Genomic DNA, 16,480 nt, shown 5'->3' with positions numbered 1-16,480 from the left:
AGCAGCCGTTTAAACAGCTCTTCCCTAACGCCTAAAGATGGACGACCGCCATATCAAGCCGGGGATACTCACTGTCGGCATGCTCGCCTTTTGGAGGTACGTGATGGGTCTTGACCACCTGATCGCCCTGCAGGGTTTCCAGATGGATATCAAAGCCCCATAGCCGGTGCAGGTGCTTGAGCACCTCGTCTGTCGAATCACCCAGAGGTTTTCGATTGTGCTGTTGGTGGCGCAGGGTCAGCGAGCGATCGCCTCGGCGGTCGATGCTGTAGATCTGCACGTTGGGCTCCCGATTGCCCAGGTTGTATTGCGCAGCGAGGATCTCGCGAATGGTCCGATAACCGTTTTCATCATGAATGGCAGGCACCAGCAGGTCTTCCTGCTGGTCGTCGTCCATGATGCTGAACAGCTTGAGGTCGCGAATCACCTTGGGCGACAAGTATTGGAGAATGAAGCTCTCGTCCTTGAAGCTGGTCATCGCAAACTTGATCGCCGTCAGCCAGTCGGTGCCGGCAATTTCCGGAAACCACTGCCGGTCCTCATCGGTAGGGTTTTCGCACATCCGGCGTATGTCCTGATACATGGCAAAGCCCAGCGCGTAGGGATTGATGCCGCTGTAGTAGGGGCTGTCAAAACCGGGCTGGAAAATCACGCTGGTGTGCGACTGCAGAAACTCCATCATGAAGCCGTCGGTGACCAGTCCTTCGTCGTACAGGTCGTTCATCAGCGTGTAATGCCAGAACGTTGCCCAGCCTTCGTTCATCACCTGTGTCTGGCGCTGTGGATAAAAGTACTGCGCGATCTTGCGCACAATGCGCACCACTTCGCGCTGCCAGGGCTCCAGCAGCGGCGCGTGTTTCTCGATGAAATAGAGAATGTTTTCCTGCGGCTCGGCAGGAAAGCGTGCGTTGTCCTCTTTGCTGTTTTTTTCGGCGTTCTTCGGAATAGTGCGCCAAAGATCGTTGATCTGGCGCTGAAGATGTTCTTCCCTATCCTTCTGACGCCGCCGTTCCTCTTCAGCGGAAATCGGATACGGACGCTTGTAGCGGTCCACGCCGTAGTTCATCAACGCGTGGCACGAGTCGAGCAAATCTTCCACGGCGTCGATGCCATGCCGCTCCTCGCATTGCATGATGTACTGCTTGGCGAACACCAGATAATCAATGATCGAGCTGGCGTCGGTCCAGGTGCGGAAAAGGTAATTGCCCTTGAAGAAGCTGTTGTGGCCATAGCACGCATGGGCCACGACCAGCGCCTGCATGCAGATGGTGTTTTCTTCCATCAGGTAGGCAATGCACGGGTCCGAGTTGATCACAATCTCGTACGCTAGCCCCATCTGGCCACGCGAATAGGATTTTTCAGTGCTGAGAAAGTGCTTGCCGTAGGACCAGTGATGGTAGCCCAGGGGCATGCCCACCGAGGCGTAGGCATCCATCATCTGTTCGGCAGTGATCACCTCAATCTGGTTGGGATAGGTGTCCAGAGCATACCGTTCGGCAATTCTGCCGATCTCACGGTCGTAGGCCCGGATCAGTTCAAATGTCCACTCTGACCCCGTGGAAAGGGGTTGGCGCTTCTGCTCTCTGGCGGTCATGACACTAACCTTCGCTGGAAGAGTTCGCGGAATACCGGATAGATATCACCGGCAGAGACCAGCTGCTGCTGGGCGAACGTGTCGGCGTAGTCTTCACCGATACGCTCGTATTCGTACCACAAGGCCTGGTGCTCACGCGGCGTGATCTCCACGTACGTGTAGTACTGCACGAAGGGCATGATCTGTTTGGTCAGGATTTCCCGGCAAATGGGCGAATCGTCGTTCCAGTTGTCTCCGTCCGAGGCCTGTGCCGCGTAAATATTCCAGTCGCTGCTTGGGTAGCGTTCGGCCATGATCTCCTGCATCAGTTTCAATGCGCTGGAAACGATGGTGCCGCCGGTTTCCCGAGAATAGAAAAACTCTTCCTCGTCCACTTCGCGGGCGCTGGTGTGGTGGCGAATGAACACAACGTCGATCTTGTCGTAATTACGCTTGAGAAACAGGTACAGCAGGATGAAGAAGCGCTTGGCGATGTCTTTGGTCGCCTGGGTCATGGATCCGGAGACGTCCATCAGGCAAAACATGACCGCTTTGGAGCTGGGGTTGGGTTGTTTGACCAACAGGTTGTACTTGAGGTCGAACGTGTCGAGGTACGGTACGCGACGAATACGTGCTTTCAGTCGATCGATTTCTACTTCCAGTTCCTGAATATCGCCGAAGTTGTCGGGCTCTTCGCGCTTCATACGCTCAAGCTCGACAGTTGTCTCTTTGAGTTTTGCCCGACTGCTGCCGGACAGCGCAATGCGTCGCGCATGCGCCGAGCGCAGGGTGCGGATGATGTTGATACGTGAAGGGTTGCCTTCGTTGCTGATACCCGCGCGCACGGTCTTGAAGGTGTCGGTACCGGTCAGGTTGCGCTTGACCAGGTTCGGCAGCTCCAGGTCTTCGAACATAAACTCGAGAAACTCTTCCTGAGTAATCTGAAACGAGAACTCATCCATGCCTTCGCCGGAGTTGCCTGCCTTGCCTGGCCCTTTGCCGCCACCGCCGCCTTGAGGGCGGGCGATGTGCTCGCCTGTGGTGAACTCCTTGTTGCCTGGATGAACAACGGTCTGTTTGCCGCCACGACCGTGATGCAACACCGGTTCGTCAATGTCGCGTCCGGGAATACTGATCTGCTCGCCGTGTTCCATGTCAGTAATGGAGCGCCGGCTGACCGCTTCCTCCACTGCCTTTTTAATGTGGTCACGGTAACGCCGCAGAAACCGCTGCCGGTTTACCGTGCTCTTGTTCTTGCCGTTGAGACGTCGGTCGATCACATAGCTCATAGGCTCCTCCGAGGAGCTTCAAGTTGTAAGCTTCAAGCTGCAAGCGAGCGCGCCATCGATCCCGAAGCCGGGCCTTGATCGCTTTTCGCTTGCAGCTGATAGCTTGAAGCTTGCAGCTGCTTTATTGCGATTTCCGCACGCGCAGATACCATTCGGACAGCAGACGTACCTGCTTGTCCGTGTAGCCCCTCTCGACCATTCGTGTAACGAAGTCGTTGTGCTTCTGCTGATCCTCCTTGCTGGCCTTGGCATTGAAGCTGATGACGGGCAGGAGGTCCTCGGTGTTGGAGAACATTTTCTTCTCGATCACCACGCGCAGCTTCTCGTAGCTGAGCCAGGTCGGATTCTTGCCGTTGTTGTTGGCGCGGGCACGCAGCACGAAGTTGACGATTTCGTTGCGGAAGTCTTTCGGGTTGCTGATGCCGGCCGGTTTCTCGATCTTTTCCAGCTCCTCGTTCAAGGCCACGCGATTGAGAATCTCGCCGGTTTCCGGATCGCGGTATTCCTGATCCTGAATCCAGAAGTCTGCATACAGCACGTAGCGGTCGAAAATGTTCTGACCGTACTCGCTGTAGGATTCCAGGTACGCCGTCTGGATTTCCTTGCCGATGAACTCGATGTAGCGGGGTGCCAGGTATTCCTTGATGAAACGCAGGTAGCGTTCACGCGTTTCGGCCGGAAATTGCTCCTGTTCGATCTGCTGTTCCAGTACGTACAGCAGGTGCACCGGGTTGGCAGCAATTTCGTGTGGATCGAAGTTGAAGACCTTGGACAGAATCTTGAACGCGAAGCGGGTAGAGAGGCCGTTCATGCCTTCGTCGACGCCCGCACTGTCGCGGTATTCCTGGATCGACTTGGCTTTGGGGTCGGTATCTTTCAGGTTTTCGCCGTCATACACGCGCATCTTGGAGTAGATGTTGGAGTTGTCAGGCTCTTTGAGGCGCGACAACGTGGTGAACTGCGCGAGCATCTTCAAGGTGTCAGGCGCGCAATGCGCTTTGGACAGCGAGCTGTTGAACAGCAGCTTGTCGTAAATCTTGATCTCGTCGCTGACACGCAGGCAGTACGGCACTTTCACGATGTAGATACGGTCGATGAAGGCTTCGTTGTTCTTGTTGTTGCGGAAGCTGTGCCATTCCGATTCGTTGGAGTGCGCCAGCAGAATACCGGTGAACGGGATGGCTCCCAGCCCCTCGGTGCTGTTGTAGTTACCTTCCTGGGTCGCGGTCAGCAACGGGTGAAGGACCTTGATCGGTGCCTTGAACATCTCGACGAATTCCATCAGGCCCTGGTTGGCCCGGCACAGTGCGCCCGAGTAGCTGTACGCGTCGGCGTCGTTCTGTGGGAATTCTTCCAGTTTGCGAATATCGACCTTGCCGACCAGCGCGGAAATATCCTGGTTATTTTCGTCGCCGGGCTCGGTTTTCGCTACGGCGATCTGGTTGAGAATCGAAGGGTAGAGCTTCACAACCTTGAACTGGCTGATGTCGCCACCGAACTCGGCCAGGCGCTTGGTCGCCCAAGGCGACATGATAGTGCTCAGGTAGCGTCGCGGAATTCCGAAGTCTTCTTCCAGAATCGCGCCGTCCTCAGTGGCGTTGAACAGGCCCAGAGGCGACTCGAAGACTGGCGAGCCCTTGATGGCGTAGAACGGGACTCTTTCGATCAGTTGCTTGAGCTTTTCAGCCAGGGACGACTTACCGCCGCCAACCGGGCCGAGCAGGTAAAGGATTTGCTTCTTCTCTTCCAGGCCTTGGGCGGCATGGCGGAAATACGAAACAATCTGGTCGATGCATTCTTCCATCCCGTGGAAGTCGGCAAAGGCTGGATAGCGGCGTATCACCTTATTGGAGAATATTCGCGAGAGCCTGGAGTTGGTAGAGGTATCCACCAGTTCGGGCTCGCCAATGGCCAGCAGAAGACGTTCTGCGGCAGAGGCATAGGCGCTGCGGTCCTGTTTGCAGAGCTCCAGATACTCCTGTAGCGAGAGCTCTTCTTGCCGTGTGCTTTCGAAGCGTTGTTGGAAGTGGCTGAATATACTCATGACGTCACCTCGCTCGATACGTGGAGCCGGCGGCGGATCGTCAGTCGATGCTGGCAGCGGCCGCAATGCGGCTGCTGTTTCCCCCCAGAACACCTTAAAAGTAACTACCGATGACCCACGCGCCGGTGTACCGGCTCTCCCCTGAATACGGATGGCCTAGGCTAAGGATAGTTCGGATTCGGAAAGATAAAGAAGGGATGCGCGAGAAGACGGGCTGACCGTTCGTCAGATGGCTCGCGAGCCCGCGTAGAACGCGGGATCAGCTGTCATAAAAATATTTTTTATCAGCCTTGCACGGTTTCGTCAGGGTAAGTGGCGCGCCACAGCTCGAAACCACCGTCGACGCTGTACACATCGGAGAAACCCTGGCCGACCAGATAGGCTGCGGCGCTCTGGCTGGAGTTGCCGTGGTAGCAGACAACGACTAGCGGTTTATCCAGATCGGCCTTGGCGATGAAGTCGGCAATCGAGTGATTGTCCAGATGCACGGAGTCAGGAATGTGATTGCTTTGAAAGGTCTGCGCATCACGAACATCGACCAGCACTGCGCCTTGCTCGCGCAGCGCCTGTGCCTGTTCAGGTGGAATACGTTTGAATTCGGTCATTGCCTGGGCTCCTGAGCCTGGGGGTTAGTGGCGGTGCCGGCCTGTGCGCTTGTAACAAGCCCGTTGGCGGCATGGCCGACAGCATCGCAATTGCACTGGTGACGTTCAAGGGTATCAACGTTGAGCAGCGTCATCGAACCGCCCCAGACACATCCGCTGTCGAGGGCAAAGACGCCCGGCTCGTCGCAGCGACCCTCAAGCGCCGCCCAGTGGCCAAAAATGATTTTCAGCTCACGGGTCTTGCGTTTCGGGTGGCTGAACCAGGGCGCATAGCCAGGTATGGCGGTTTCAACGCCTTCCTTGCTCTTCAGGTCGAGCTTGCCATCGCTGGTGCAGAAGCGCATACGGGTGAAGTAGTTGGTAATGACCCGCAAACGCGTGACGCCTTGCAGGTCGTTGTCCCACTTGGCCGGCTCGTTGCCGTACATGCCGTCGAGAAAAGCGCCATATAGCTGGTCTTCCTGAAGTGCCTGCTCGACTTCGGCTGCGTGCTTCAAGGCCTTTTTCAACGACCACTGCGGCGCGATTCCCGCATGCACCATGGCAACGTTGCGTTCTGCATCGTAGTGCATCAGCTTTTGCCGACGCACCCAGCCGAGCAATTCGTCACGGTCCGGCGCTTCAAGGATTTCGCGCAGCGTGTCGCCTTTTTTGAGCAGTTCGTGTTTACGGGCGACCGCAAGCAGGTGCAGGTCATGATTGCCCAGCACGCACACCAGCGATTCACGGAGGTCGTACAGGTAGCGAAGTGTTTCCAGCGATTGCGGGCCACGATTGACCAAATCGCCCACCAGCCAGAGTCGATCATGCTCGGGGTTGAAGTGGACGTGCTCGAGCAGGCATTGCAGAGGTTCAAGGCAACCTTGCAGGTCACCAACGGCGTACACCGCCATCAGTGCAGCGAACCCGGGACGGCCAGACGAAAGGGCTTTATGACCGCATCAAAGCGTTTACCGTCTTCAGCCAGCATCTGATAAGAACCCTGCATATTGCCCACGCGGGTGGTCATTACCGTACCGCTGCTGTAGGTATGGCTTTTACCGACCTCGATCAACGGTTGCTGACCGACCACGCCCTCGCCGCGCACCTCTTCGACATGGCCGTCGCCGTCGGTGATGACCCAGTGACGCGACAGCAGCTTGGCAGGTAATTCACCGTTGTTGTGCACGGTGATGGTATAGGCGAAAGCGAAGCGATTCTGCTCGGGTTGCGACTGTTCCGAGAGAAAGCGTGTGACGACGCTGACGTCGACCTGGTAACGAGAATCGGGCATGCAATAGGCCTTGAAATCTATAACGAAAAAAGGGCGTGTGCGGCAGGTAGACAAGTCTAGGACAAGTAAGCGGGAAATGACGACTGGCAGTGCCGTTTACTTGTCCTCAGGGTTCACTCTGTCACAACTTTTTCGCTGAGAGTGTCTGCCAGGCGGACGAATGCAGCCAGGTCGAGTTGCTCGGGACGCAGACTGCCGTCTACCCCGGAAGCGGTAATTTCGTCACTGCTCAGCAATAATTTGAGTGTATTGCGCAGGGTCTTGCGACGCTGGTTGAACGCTTCGCGCACGACCCGCTCCAGCACGCGGTGATCCTTGGCAGGGTGCGGCAATGTTTCGTAAGGGACGAGACGCACAATGGCCGAGTCCACTTTCGGCGGCGGGTTGAACGCCCCCGGCCCTACGTTGAACAGATGCTCCACGCGGCAATGGTACTGGACCATGATCGACAGGCGACCCCAGTCACCGCCGCCGGGACCGGCAGCCATGCGCTCGACCACCTCCTTCTGCAGCATGAAGTGCATGTCGCGGATCAGGCTGGCGTTCTGCAACAGATGAAAAATCAACGGCGTCGAGATGTTGTACGGCAGGTTGCCCACGACACGCAGGCTGCGCGGTTCGGCGCCCAGGCTGTTGAAGTCGAACTTCAGTGCATCACCCTGATGCAGGTTGAAATTTGGCTTGTTGCCGAACTGGCCGGTGAGGATCGGGATCAGGTCCTTGTCCAGCTCGACCACGTCCAGCTGTGCGCCGCTGTTGAGCAGCCCTTCGGTCAGCGCGCCCTGGCCCGGTCCGATTTCCAGCAGCCGGTCTTCAGGTTTGGCACGAATGGCGCGCAGGATTTTGTCGATAACGCCTGCGTCGTGCAGGAAGTTCTGACCGAAACGCTTGCGCGCCCGGTGTTGGTATTGCTCGGTCATGAATGGGTCTCGGCCATCTGGTAGGCGGTTTGCAGTGCAACGTGCAGGCTGCCGGTGTCGATGTTTGCGGTGCCAGCCAGGTCCAGCGCCGTGCCATGATCGACAGAGGTGCGGATGATTGGCAGGCCGAGCGTCACATTGACTGCTGCGCCGAAACCTTTGTATTTCAGCACGGGCAAGCCTTGATCGTGGTACATCGCCAGCACTGCGTCGCAGTGCTCCAGATATTTGGGGGTAAACAGAGTGTCGGCAGGCAGTGGGCCGCGTAAGTCCAGGCCCTCGCTGCGCAGGCGCTCCAGAGTCGGTTCGATGATGTCGATTTCTTCACGGCCCAGATGCCCGCTTTCGCCTGCATGAGGGTTGAGGCCGCAGACCAGAATACGCGGGCGGGCAATGCCGAACTTGTTCACCAGATCGGCATGCAGGATGCGTGTCACGCGCTCCAGTCGGTCTGGCGTGATGGCATCAGCCACCTCGCGCAACGGCAGGTGCGTGGTCACCAGCGCCACGCGCAGGTCGCCGGTCGCCAGCATCATCACCACCTGTTCAGTGTGGGTCAGTTCGGCAAGAAATTCGGTGTGTCCGGAAAACGCGATACCGCCGTCGTTGATCACGCCTTTGTGCACCGGGGCGGTGATCATGCCGCTGAACAGCCCATCCAGGCAGCCCTGGCCCGCGCGAATCAGGGTTTCCAGGACGAATGCAGCATTGGCCTTGTTCAGTACGCCGGTTTCTACCGCAGCTGCCAAGGGCGTATCCCAGACGTACAAACTGCCGGCAGGCGCAGGCAGGTCGGGAAGCGTATCAGGGGTGACGTCAAGCAGACTGACCGCCACACCCAGTTGCGCGGCCCGCTCAAGGAGCAGGTCACGGCTGGTGATGGCGATCAGGGGGTATGGCTGAGGCTGCGTGGCGAGCAGCAGGCAAAGGTCAGGGCCTATGCCGGCCGGCTCGCCGGGTGTCAGGGCGAAACGCTTGGGTTTCACTGCGCAGCCTGGGTCGCGCCAGGGAGTTTGATCTCAACGTAGGCTTCGTCACGGATCTGACGCAGCCAGGTTTGCAGCTCTTCGTCGTACTTGCGGTTACGCAGTACGTTCAACGCCTGCTGTTCACGCGCCTGATCGGTAGCATCCGTGGAACGACGACCGAGAACTTCCAGAACGTGCCAGCCATAAGCGGTCTTGAACGGTTTGGACAATTCGCCTTGTGGCGTCTCGTTCATGACCTGACGGAACTCCGGAACCAGAGAGTTCGGATCAACCCAGTTCAGATCGCCGCCATTGAGTGCCGAGCCCGGATCTTCCGAAAAGCTTTTCGCCAGTTCGGCGAAGTCTTCGCCATTCTGGATGCGGTCGTAGATTTTCTCGGCAAGACGCTTGGTCTCTTCTTCGTTACGGATCTCGCTTGGTTTGATCAGGATATGACGCACATGCACTTCATCACGCATTTGTGCCTGCCCCTGGCCGCCACGTTTTTCCAGTAACTTGAGGATGATGAAACCGCCCGGCGTGCGCGCTGGAGGCGTCACGTCGCCGACAGGCATTGCGCTGAGCATGTCACCGAATGGCGGTGGCAGTTGCGCAGCCTTGCGCCAGCCCATGTCGCCGCCTTCCAGTGCGTTTTCGCTGGAGGAGGTGGTGGCTGCGAGTCGAGTGAAGTCAGCACCTTTCTTCAACTGGTCATAAATGCCCTTGGCTTTGACCGCTGCAGCCTGGATGGCATCCGAAGAGGCGCTGTCAGGCGTGGCGATCAGGATGTTGGCCAGGTGGAACTCTTCAGACAACTGAGCCTTGCCCTGATCGGAGGCGAGGAAGTTTTTCACTTCCTGCTGGGATACCTGGATACGTTCGGCCACCCGGCGCTGACGCACACGGCTGATGATCATTTCCCGGCGCACCTGCTCGCGTGCATCGTTATAGGACAAACCGTCATGAGCCAGCGCGGCGCGGAACTGCTCCACGCTCATGTTGTTGCGCTGGGCAATGGTGCCAATGGCCTGATTGAGTTCGTCGTCGGAGACACGAATGCCGGACCGTTCGCCCATCTGCAGCTGCAGGTTTTCCAGGATCAGACGATCCAGAACCTGTGGTTGCAGGGCTTCTGCAGGCGGTACACCAGAGCCACGTTTGGCAATGGTCTGCTGAACTTCACGTACACGCTGGTCCATCTGGCTTTTCATGATCACATCGTTGTCGACGATAGCCACGACACTGTCCAGAGGTTGAACCGCAGCATGCACTGCACCGCTCAGGAGTAACGCGCCCAGCATCAGCGGGCGCAGACAATCAGAAAGCTTGGTCTTCACGTTCACGATAACCTTGAATGCCTTTGTCGAGGAAGCTGTCTACCTTGGCGCCAGTTACACCGCCGAGCCCCTTCAACACGATTTGTAGGAATATGCCGCGGTCGCCTTTCTCGTTCTGAGGCGCTGCCTGACTGAACTCGTCGTAGTCGACCCAATAGCGGTTGACCAGACGCATTTTCCAGCAGCAGTTGTCGTACTCGAACCCGCCGAAAGCTTCGATGGTGCGCTCACGGTTGTAGTCATACTGCCAGCGGCTGATCAGGCTCCACTGCGGCACGATTGGCCAGATGACCGAGAAATCGTGCTGCTGGATCTTGTAGTAGTCCTTCACGTAGTTGGCATCACCCGGACGTCCGTAGTCGCCACCGCCCACGATCCAGCGGCCAGTGCTTTCGTCGTAACGAATCTGGTCGTTGCGATAGCGATAGCCGAGGTTGACGATCTTGTTCGGGTTGTCTTCAGGCTGGTAATGGAACATTGCGCTGCCCGAACGGGTGCTCTTGCTGTCCGGATCCCAGTTGAAATCGGAGTTGAAGCGCCAGTCGCGGTTGAAGCGGTATTCGTATTCCAGTGCGTAAGGCGAAACGTTGGCACGCGCATCATCACGGTCAGCAAACACAACGCCAGGCAGTTGCACCTTGCGGTCTTCGAAATACAGCGCCTGACCGATGCTGAAGCGTTGACGTTCAAAGCCGTTGTCTTCGATCCAGCGGTTGGTGATACCCAGCGACAGCTTGTTCTCGTCGCCGATGCGGTCGGAACCGGTGAAGCGGTTGTCACGGAATAGCGAGGCATAATTGAATGTGCTTTCGCTGGTGTCGAATACCGGGATGTCGGTCTGGTCTTTCTCGGGTACATAGAGATAGAACAGGCGCGGCTCCAGGGTTTGACGGTAATCCTTGCCGAACCAGTTGGTGTTACGGTCGAAGTACAGGCCGCTGTCGACGCTGAAGATCGGCACGCTGCGGCTTTGACTACTGCTGTATTCCTCGCCAGCCAGAAGCGAGCTTTTGCCCTGACTGTCCAGGTCCAACGCGTACTGGGTGTAGACGTACTTAAGCTTCGGTGTCAGGAAACCATAGGTCCAGTTCATTGGCAGGCTGACGGACGGCGCCAGATTCAGGCGGTCCCCGTTTGCCCGGGCAAGGCCGGAGATGTTGTTGTCCAGGCGTGTCTCGGAGTTGCCATCTTCATCAATGAACGCGCCGCTGCGCAGGTCACGTTCGAAGCGAACGGCTTCAGTCTGATAATCAAACTTCAGCCCGCCCGGGTTGTAAGGCAACGTACCATTAAGCGTCAACTGCGGGAGGCGGTTGTAAGGCGTAATGTTGGCAACCGTAGCCAGCTTGTAAGCCTGAGCGTTGAGCGTTGCCGCGTAGCTGTCGCCACGGTAGGTCAAAGAGCCCTGCTGGTTGAGGAAGTCAGTCCGTTTAACGCCGATCTGATCGGTTTCCAGATCCTGGAAGTAATACGGGTCGCTGATGTCGGTGTAATCAACCTGGGTCAGCCAGCGCGTATCAAGTCCGCCCTTGTGCTGCCAGTTGATCATCCAGCGAGTCTTGTCGTAGTCCGACTGCAGCTTGCGGTCGTCATTCTCGTCGTTCAGGTACGCGCCGCCAAACTGGCCTTCGCTGCCTTTGGTCAGGTAGCGGAACTCGCCTTCCATCAGCAGGCCGCGGTCAGCCATGTAACGCGGGTACAACGTGGCGTCGTAGTTCGGTGCCAGGTTGAAGTAGTACGGAGTAACGAGCGTGAAACCGTTATCGCCGCCTGCCGCAATGGTCGGCGGCAGGAAGCCGGACTGGCGACGGTCGTCGATCGGGAAGTAGATATACGGCGTGTACAGAACCGGAATGTCCTTGACCCGCAGGGTAACGTTGGTCGCTGTACCAAAGCCGGTGGCCGGGTTCAGCGTGATGTTGTTGCCCTTGAGCGTCCATGCGTTACTGTTCGGCTCGCAGGTGGTGTAGGTGCCGTCCTTGAGCCGGATGATCGCGTTCTCTGCACGCTTGGCATACAGGGCGTTACCGCGAATGTTCGACTTGTGCAGGACGTACTCGGCATTGTCGACACGGGCTTCGCCGGTATCGAGTTGCAACTCGGCCTTGTCACCGACGATCAGCGCGCCGTTGTCGCGCAGACGGACATCGCCGTTCAGCTCGCCACGGTTCTCGGCCTGATGCAGCGCGGCCTCCTGGGCCTGTACCTGCATGCTGCCCTGGCGCAACACGACATCACCTGCCAGCGTCGCGACCTGCGCTTCCTGTTCGTAACGCGAAGCCTTGGCACCCACGAACATAGGCGCGTCTTTCATCGGCGTCTTGTCGTCCATGCCTGGGCGGATCGGCTCGACGTAGGCACCCGAGCAATACGGACCGGTCTCGGCCAGTTGTGCTGCGGTCAGCTTTTCGCGAGGAACCCAATCAAGGTGGCTGTAGTCAGCACTACGCGACCTCAGACCTTTGCCCTTGGCTTCGGTAACCAGTTGCGTACCCGCAACCTGCTCACCCGAAGAGGTGCCTTGCGAGGTGACTGTGCCGTTGGAACTGACCGACGTCGTGTCATGCACGGGGCGCGGAGGCAGGTCCACTGCAGCAGCATTGGATTTCGGCGCACAGTTCCAGGCACCCGAAGCAGAGACTGAGCAGTCATACTGTTCCGCGGCGACCACGAACTGAGTGGCCAGAGGTTGCATCGCCAGCAGACTGCCGGTTACGAGCAACGGAAATTTTTTACGAAACGCGGGGGATTTCAATGCCATCTTATTAGTCCGGGCTTCCTGCGCGCCATCTGCCCGCGGGGGGGCCGCACGCCTCTCGATGGGCTGAAAAAGATTCCGGATAATAAAGCATGACCCGCTTGACGGCTAGCGCCGTCGGAGACCCTTGTAATGTCAGATCAAGATATACGCCTGCAATCCCTGAAAGTTTGGCTCGATGAGCAGTTGCCAGCGCTGTTTGCGGCGCAAAATTGGGGCGCTGTACCCCCGGCTACATTGACTGCGGCCAGTAGTGACGCAAGTTTTCGTCGTTATTTTCGCTGGGAGGGCGCTGGCCGAACTTTTATTGTGATGGACGCGCCGCCACCGCAGGAAAACTGCAAACCGTTTGTGGATATCGCTCATTTACTGAAAAAGTCGGGCATTAATGTTCCAGAAATTTATGCCGAAGACCTGACGCAAGGCTTTTTGCTGCTCAATGATCTTGGCCGTCAGACCTATCTGGATGTGATTGACGCTGACAATGCCGATGCCTTGTTCGCCGATGCAGTCCAGGCGCTGCTGGCCTATCAGCAATTGCCGATGGACGCGCCGCTGCCCAGCTATGACGTCGCGTTGTTGCGCCGTGAACTGGAGCTTTTCCCCGAGTGGTACGTGAAGCGCCACCTGGGTATTGAGATGGACGAGGCGCAACTGAGCGATTGGCGGCAGGCCAGCGAGTTGTTGATCAACAGCGCTCTGGCGCAGCCCAAAGTGCTGGTGCATCGCGACTACATGCCGCGAAACCTGATGATCAGCGAGCCCAATCCAGGCGTGCTGGATTTTCAGGACGCTGTCTACGGCCCGGTCACCTATGACGTGACCTGCCTGTTCAAGGACGCGTTCCTGAGCTGGCCACAAGAACGCGTCAGCGACTGGCTCAGAATCTACTGGGATCAGGCGCGTGCAGTTGGTATCCCGGTGCAGGAAGATTTTGCAGCCTTTGAGCGCGCCAGTGATCTGATGGGTGTTCAGCGCCATTTGAAGGTGATCGGTATTTTTGCCCGCATCTGTCACCGCGATGGAAAACCGCGCTATCTGCAAGACGTCCCGCGCTTTTTCGCTTATATAGAGGCAGTTTTGTCGCGTCGCCCCGAGCTGGCTCAACTCGGGCAGTTGCTCACCAGTCTGCAGCAACCGGTAGAGACCGCTGTCTGATACGCCAGCGACGGCCTGAAAATGGCTATTTTGAAAGAAACCTGATTGTGTTGAAGAGGACTGCATGAAAGCCATGATTCTCGCCGCCGGTAAAGGCGAGCGAATGCGCCCGTTGACCCTGCACACGCCCAAACCGTTGGTGCGTGCCGGGGGGATGCCGTTGATCGAGTACCACCTGAACGCCCTGCGCGCAGCCGGGTTTCACCAGCTGGTCATCAACCATGCCTGGCTGGGGCAGCAGATCGAGGATTATCTGGGCGACGGTCAGCGTTTCGACCTGAGCATCCGTTATTCCCCCGAAGGCCAGCCGCTGGAAACAGGCGGCGGGATTCATCGGGCCTTGCCATTGCTTGGCGTTGAGCCGTTTGTGGTGATCAATGGGGATATCTGGACGGACTATGACTTCAGCGCTTTGCGCGTGCCGCTAGCCGATCTCGCGCATCTGGTGCTGGTCGATAACCCGGCACATCACCCCACTGGCGATTTCTCGTTGGTCGACGGTCAGGTACGCGATGACGATTCGGCAGGTCAGCGGCTCACCTACAGCGGTATCGCTATCCTGCATCCACAGTTGTTTGCCAACTGTGAGCCCGGTGCGTTCAAGCTTGCGCCGTTGTTGCGTGAGGCCATGCATCAAGGCCTGGTAACGGGAGAGCACCACAGAGGGCGGTGGGTCGATGTCGGCACGCACGAGCGTCTGGCTGAAGTCGAGCAGTTGCTTGCGGAGACCCGCTGAATGCTTTGGCCTGGCACATTGATCGGCGCGGGTGTCGGCTATGCAATTGCCAGCATCCCGGGCGCAATGCTGGGTGCTCTATTGGGGCAGGCGCTGGATCGTCGCCTGAAGCTGCAGAGCTGGGCGCATCTGCGCGAGCGTCTGGGCGGGCGGGCGGCGATACCCGCCGATGGGCTGCTGTTTGTGTTGCTGGGCCGTCTGGCCAAGAGTGACGGACGTGTCCTGGCCAGTCATATTAATCAGGCCCGTACCGAAATGCGCCGTCTGAACCTGAACGAGGCGGATCAGTTGCGCGCCATCAACGCCTTCAAACGCGGTCGTGACGGTGCCGACGGCCTGCGCAGTTATTTGCGCGGTCTGCACGGGCAGCCGGACACCGCCGAGGAGTTGTTGCGTGCCTGCTGGCGCATGGCCTGGGCGGATGGCAAGGCTTCCCGGGTCGAGCGCGAGCTGATCGGAGTATGGGGCATGTGGCTGGGCTGGACAGGACCACAAGTCGAAGCGCTGGCTGCCGATCACGACCCGATGAAGCGTTCGCCGGTCAGTAGCGGTGATGACTACAAAAGCGCGATGACGCTTCTGGGAATAAAACCGGACACCGATCCTTTAAGCATCAAGCGCGCCTACCGTCGGCTGCTCAGTCGGCATCACCCTGACAAGGTTGCCGGTTCGGGTGCCAACCCTCAGCAAGTGCGGGTGGCTACCGACAAGACCAGCCAGCTGCATAACGCCTATCGGGTGGTAAAGGCCCGACGCGGGTTCAACTGAGCCTGCTCGTGCGTCGGGTGCTTGGCGTGAAGCTTATTTTTCTTCCTTGGCGTCTATCCAGCCACGAACCCTGCGGAACAGTTGTTCTTGCTCGGTATCTTCATTGCCCACGATATTGATCAGACCAATCTGCGTAAAACCGGGGCCTTTGGCGCGTTTGCTGGCCTGCAGACGTGCTTTGGCGGCCTGGTCCGGCGAGTTTTTGTAGATGAAGTCGGCGGTCTTTATTTTCAGCTGAGGCACCATGTCCAGCAGCGAAGGCGCAGCATTGACCGGCTCGCGCGCAGCAAGCATCACCAGCTTCTGCACGGCAGGCGATGTGCGTTCATTGAGGAATCTGGCTGCCCAATAGGCACCGCTGCTATGGCCGATCAATACGATGCTGCGAGCCTTGTTCTGCTGCGCAAAGCTGATCGCGCTTTCGATCCGCGCGAAGATGCGCTCGGCCTGAGCCTTGTTGAGTTCCTCGTCGGCAGCTGCCTTTGCGGTTGCTGCGGCAGCCAGAGCCTCGGCTTCAGCTGCCGGGTCTTGCGCTTTCGCACTGGCGTCCTTGGGGGATTCTTTGGGTTTGGCAGCGTTCGCGTCGGTCGAGGCGGCGTCGGGCTCGCGTGGCACCAGGCTGTTGTCTATCGCATCCGGCAGGGTGATGCTCAGGCTTGACCAGCCGACATCCGGAAATTTTCTGCGCAGCGGGCCGACGGCATCCGGCCAGTCCGGTGACTCGGCGTCGCCAGGCACAATGATCACCGCGCCCTGGGGCTCGTCACTGTTTGCAGGCTTCCAGAGCGCGAGAAAGCTTTCGTCACCCGCCTGAAGTTGCTGCTGATCCTCGCGAGGCAATTGACGCTCCAGCGCTATCGCGTCTTCCTGCGAGCGGCTGAGCAGCGGTGCCCGTTCTGCTGGCGCTTCGGCAGCCGCGTCCTTGGCCGGGGCCGGATCGGCTGCGAGCACAGGCAATGCGCAAGGCAGGACCAATGACAGAAACAATGCAGGAAACGTTGCGCGAAAGGTGTAGGACATCGGATATTCCAAGCCAGAAACTATCCCGGCA

Annotated in this window: 14 protein-coding genes; 3 read left to right on the top strand and 11 right to left on the bottom strand. The window is 58.1% G+C overall.

Annotated elements, in window-relative coordinates:
- Positions 1-31: 31 nt before the first annotated feature.
- The 10 genes from RYB66_RS16510 to RYB66_RS16465 all read right to left on the bottom strand — a co-directional run bounded on the left by RYB66_RS16510 (position 32) and on the right by RYB66_RS16465 (position 12,770).
- Positions 32-1,594 (bottom strand): SpoVR family protein, encoded by a 1,563-nt coding sequence (locus tag RYB66_RS16510; RefSeq protein ID WP_002551883.1) that lies wholly within the window; start codon positions 1,592-1,594, stop codon positions 32-34.
- Positions 1,591-2,862 carry a YeaH/YhbH family protein gene (locus RYB66_RS16505; RefSeq protein ID WP_316894872.1) on the bottom strand — a complete coding sequence of 424 codons (1,272 nt, stop codon included), beginning with the start codon at positions 2,860-2,862 and terminating at the stop codon, positions 1,591-1,593. Before RYB66_RS16505 ends, RYB66_RS16510 begins: the two co-directional genes overlap by 4 nt.
- Before the next feature lie 121 nt (positions 2,863-2,983).
- Complete coding sequence (locus RYB66_RS16500; RefSeq protein WP_002551885.1) at positions 2,984-4,906, bottom strand: PrkA family serine protein kinase; 1,923 nt, start codon at positions 4,904-4,906, stop codon at positions 2,984-2,986.
- Between the two features lie 284 nt (positions 4,907-5,190).
- Positions 5,191-5,511: a thiosulfate sulfurtransferase GlpE gene (gene glpE / locus RYB66_RS16495; RefSeq protein ID WP_004660117.1), complete on the bottom strand. Its 321-nt coding sequence runs from the start codon at positions 5,509-5,511 to the stop codon at positions 5,191-5,193.
- Positions 5,508-6,404, bottom strand: a complete 897-nt coding sequence (locus RYB66_RS16490; protein ID WP_005744004.1) for a symmetrical bis(5'-nucleosyl)-tetraphosphatase — start codon at positions 6,402-6,404, stop codon at positions 5,508-5,510. Before RYB66_RS16490 ends, glpE begins: the two co-directional genes overlap by 4 nt.
- Positions 6,404-6,784, bottom strand: coding sequence for a Co2+/Mg2+ efflux protein ApaG (gene apaG / locus RYB66_RS16485; protein WP_005744003.1), 381 nt, complete (start codon positions 6,782-6,784; stop codon positions 6,404-6,406). The genes RYB66_RS16490 and apaG overlap by 1 nt, the downstream gene beginning before the upstream one ends.
- A gap of 113 nt (positions 6,785-6,897) precedes the next feature.
- The gene (rsmA, locus tag RYB66_RS16480; RefSeq protein WP_004660123.1) at positions 6,898-7,704 is read right to left on the bottom strand and encodes a 16S rRNA (adenine(1518)-N(6)/adenine(1519)-N(6))-dimethyltransferase RsmA; all 807 of its coding nucleotides are present in this window, start codon (positions 7,702-7,704) and stop codon (positions 6,898-6,900) included.
- Complete coding sequence (gene pdxA / locus RYB66_RS16475) at positions 7,701-8,690, bottom strand: 4-hydroxythreonine-4-phosphate dehydrogenase PdxA (RefSeq protein WP_005744001.1); 990 nt, start codon at positions 8,688-8,690, stop codon at positions 7,701-7,703. The genes rsmA and pdxA overlap by 4 nt, the downstream gene beginning before the upstream one ends.
- Positions 8,687-10,009 carry a peptidylprolyl isomerase gene (locus RYB66_RS16470; RefSeq protein WP_002551891.1) on the bottom strand — a complete coding sequence of 441 codons (1,323 nt, stop codon included), beginning with the start codon at positions 10,007-10,009 and terminating at the stop codon, positions 8,687-8,689. The genes pdxA and RYB66_RS16470 overlap by 4 nt, the downstream gene beginning before the upstream one ends.
- Positions 9,990-12,770 (bottom strand): LPS-assembly protein LptD, encoded by a 2,781-nt coding sequence (locus RYB66_RS16465; RefSeq protein ID WP_005744000.1) that lies wholly within the window; start codon positions 12,768-12,770, stop codon positions 9,990-9,992. The genes RYB66_RS16470 and RYB66_RS16465 overlap by 20 nt, the downstream gene beginning before the upstream one ends.
- 129 nt (positions 12,771-12,899) lie before the next feature.
- On the opposite strand from RYB66_RS16465, the gene RYB66_RS16460 reads away from it, so the two are divergent.
- The 3 genes from RYB66_RS16460 (at position 12,900) to RYB66_RS16450 (ending at position 15,429) form a co-directional block, all read left to right on the top strand.
- Positions 12,900-13,925, top strand: coding sequence for an aminoglycoside phosphotransferase family protein (locus RYB66_RS16460; RefSeq protein ID WP_005743999.1), 1,026 nt, complete (start codon positions 12,900-12,902; stop codon positions 13,923-13,925).
- Between the two features lie 64 nt (positions 13,926-13,989).
- Positions 13,990-14,661 (top strand): N-acetylmuramate alpha-1-phosphate uridylyltransferase MurU, encoded by a 672-nt coding sequence (murU, locus tag RYB66_RS16455; protein WP_057404125.1) that lies wholly within the window; start codon positions 13,990-13,992, stop codon positions 14,659-14,661.
- A complete protein-coding gene (locus tag RYB66_RS16450) occupies positions 14,662-15,429 on the top strand; it encodes a TerB family tellurite resistance protein (RefSeq protein ID WP_004660130.1) in 768 nt (255 codons plus the stop codon).
- Between the two features lie 33 nt (positions 15,430-15,462).
- Here the strand turns inward: RYB66_RS16450 and RYB66_RS16445 are convergent, their stop codons facing one another.
- Positions 15,463-16,449, bottom strand: a complete 987-nt coding sequence (locus RYB66_RS16445) for an alpha/beta hydrolase family protein (protein WP_005743997.1) — start codon at positions 16,447-16,449, stop codon at positions 15,463-15,465.
- Positions 16,450-16,480 lie beyond the last annotated feature (31 nt).

This window comes from Pseudomonas syringae group sp. 243L2, assembly GCF_032587875.1.
Taxonomy (GTDB): domain Bacteria; phylum Pseudomonadota; class Gammaproteobacteria; order Pseudomonadales; family Pseudomonadaceae; genus Aquipseudomonas; species Aquipseudomonas amygdali.
Note: the sequence above shows the minus strand (reverse complement) of the source record. Positions and strands in the feature narration are given on the sequence as shown.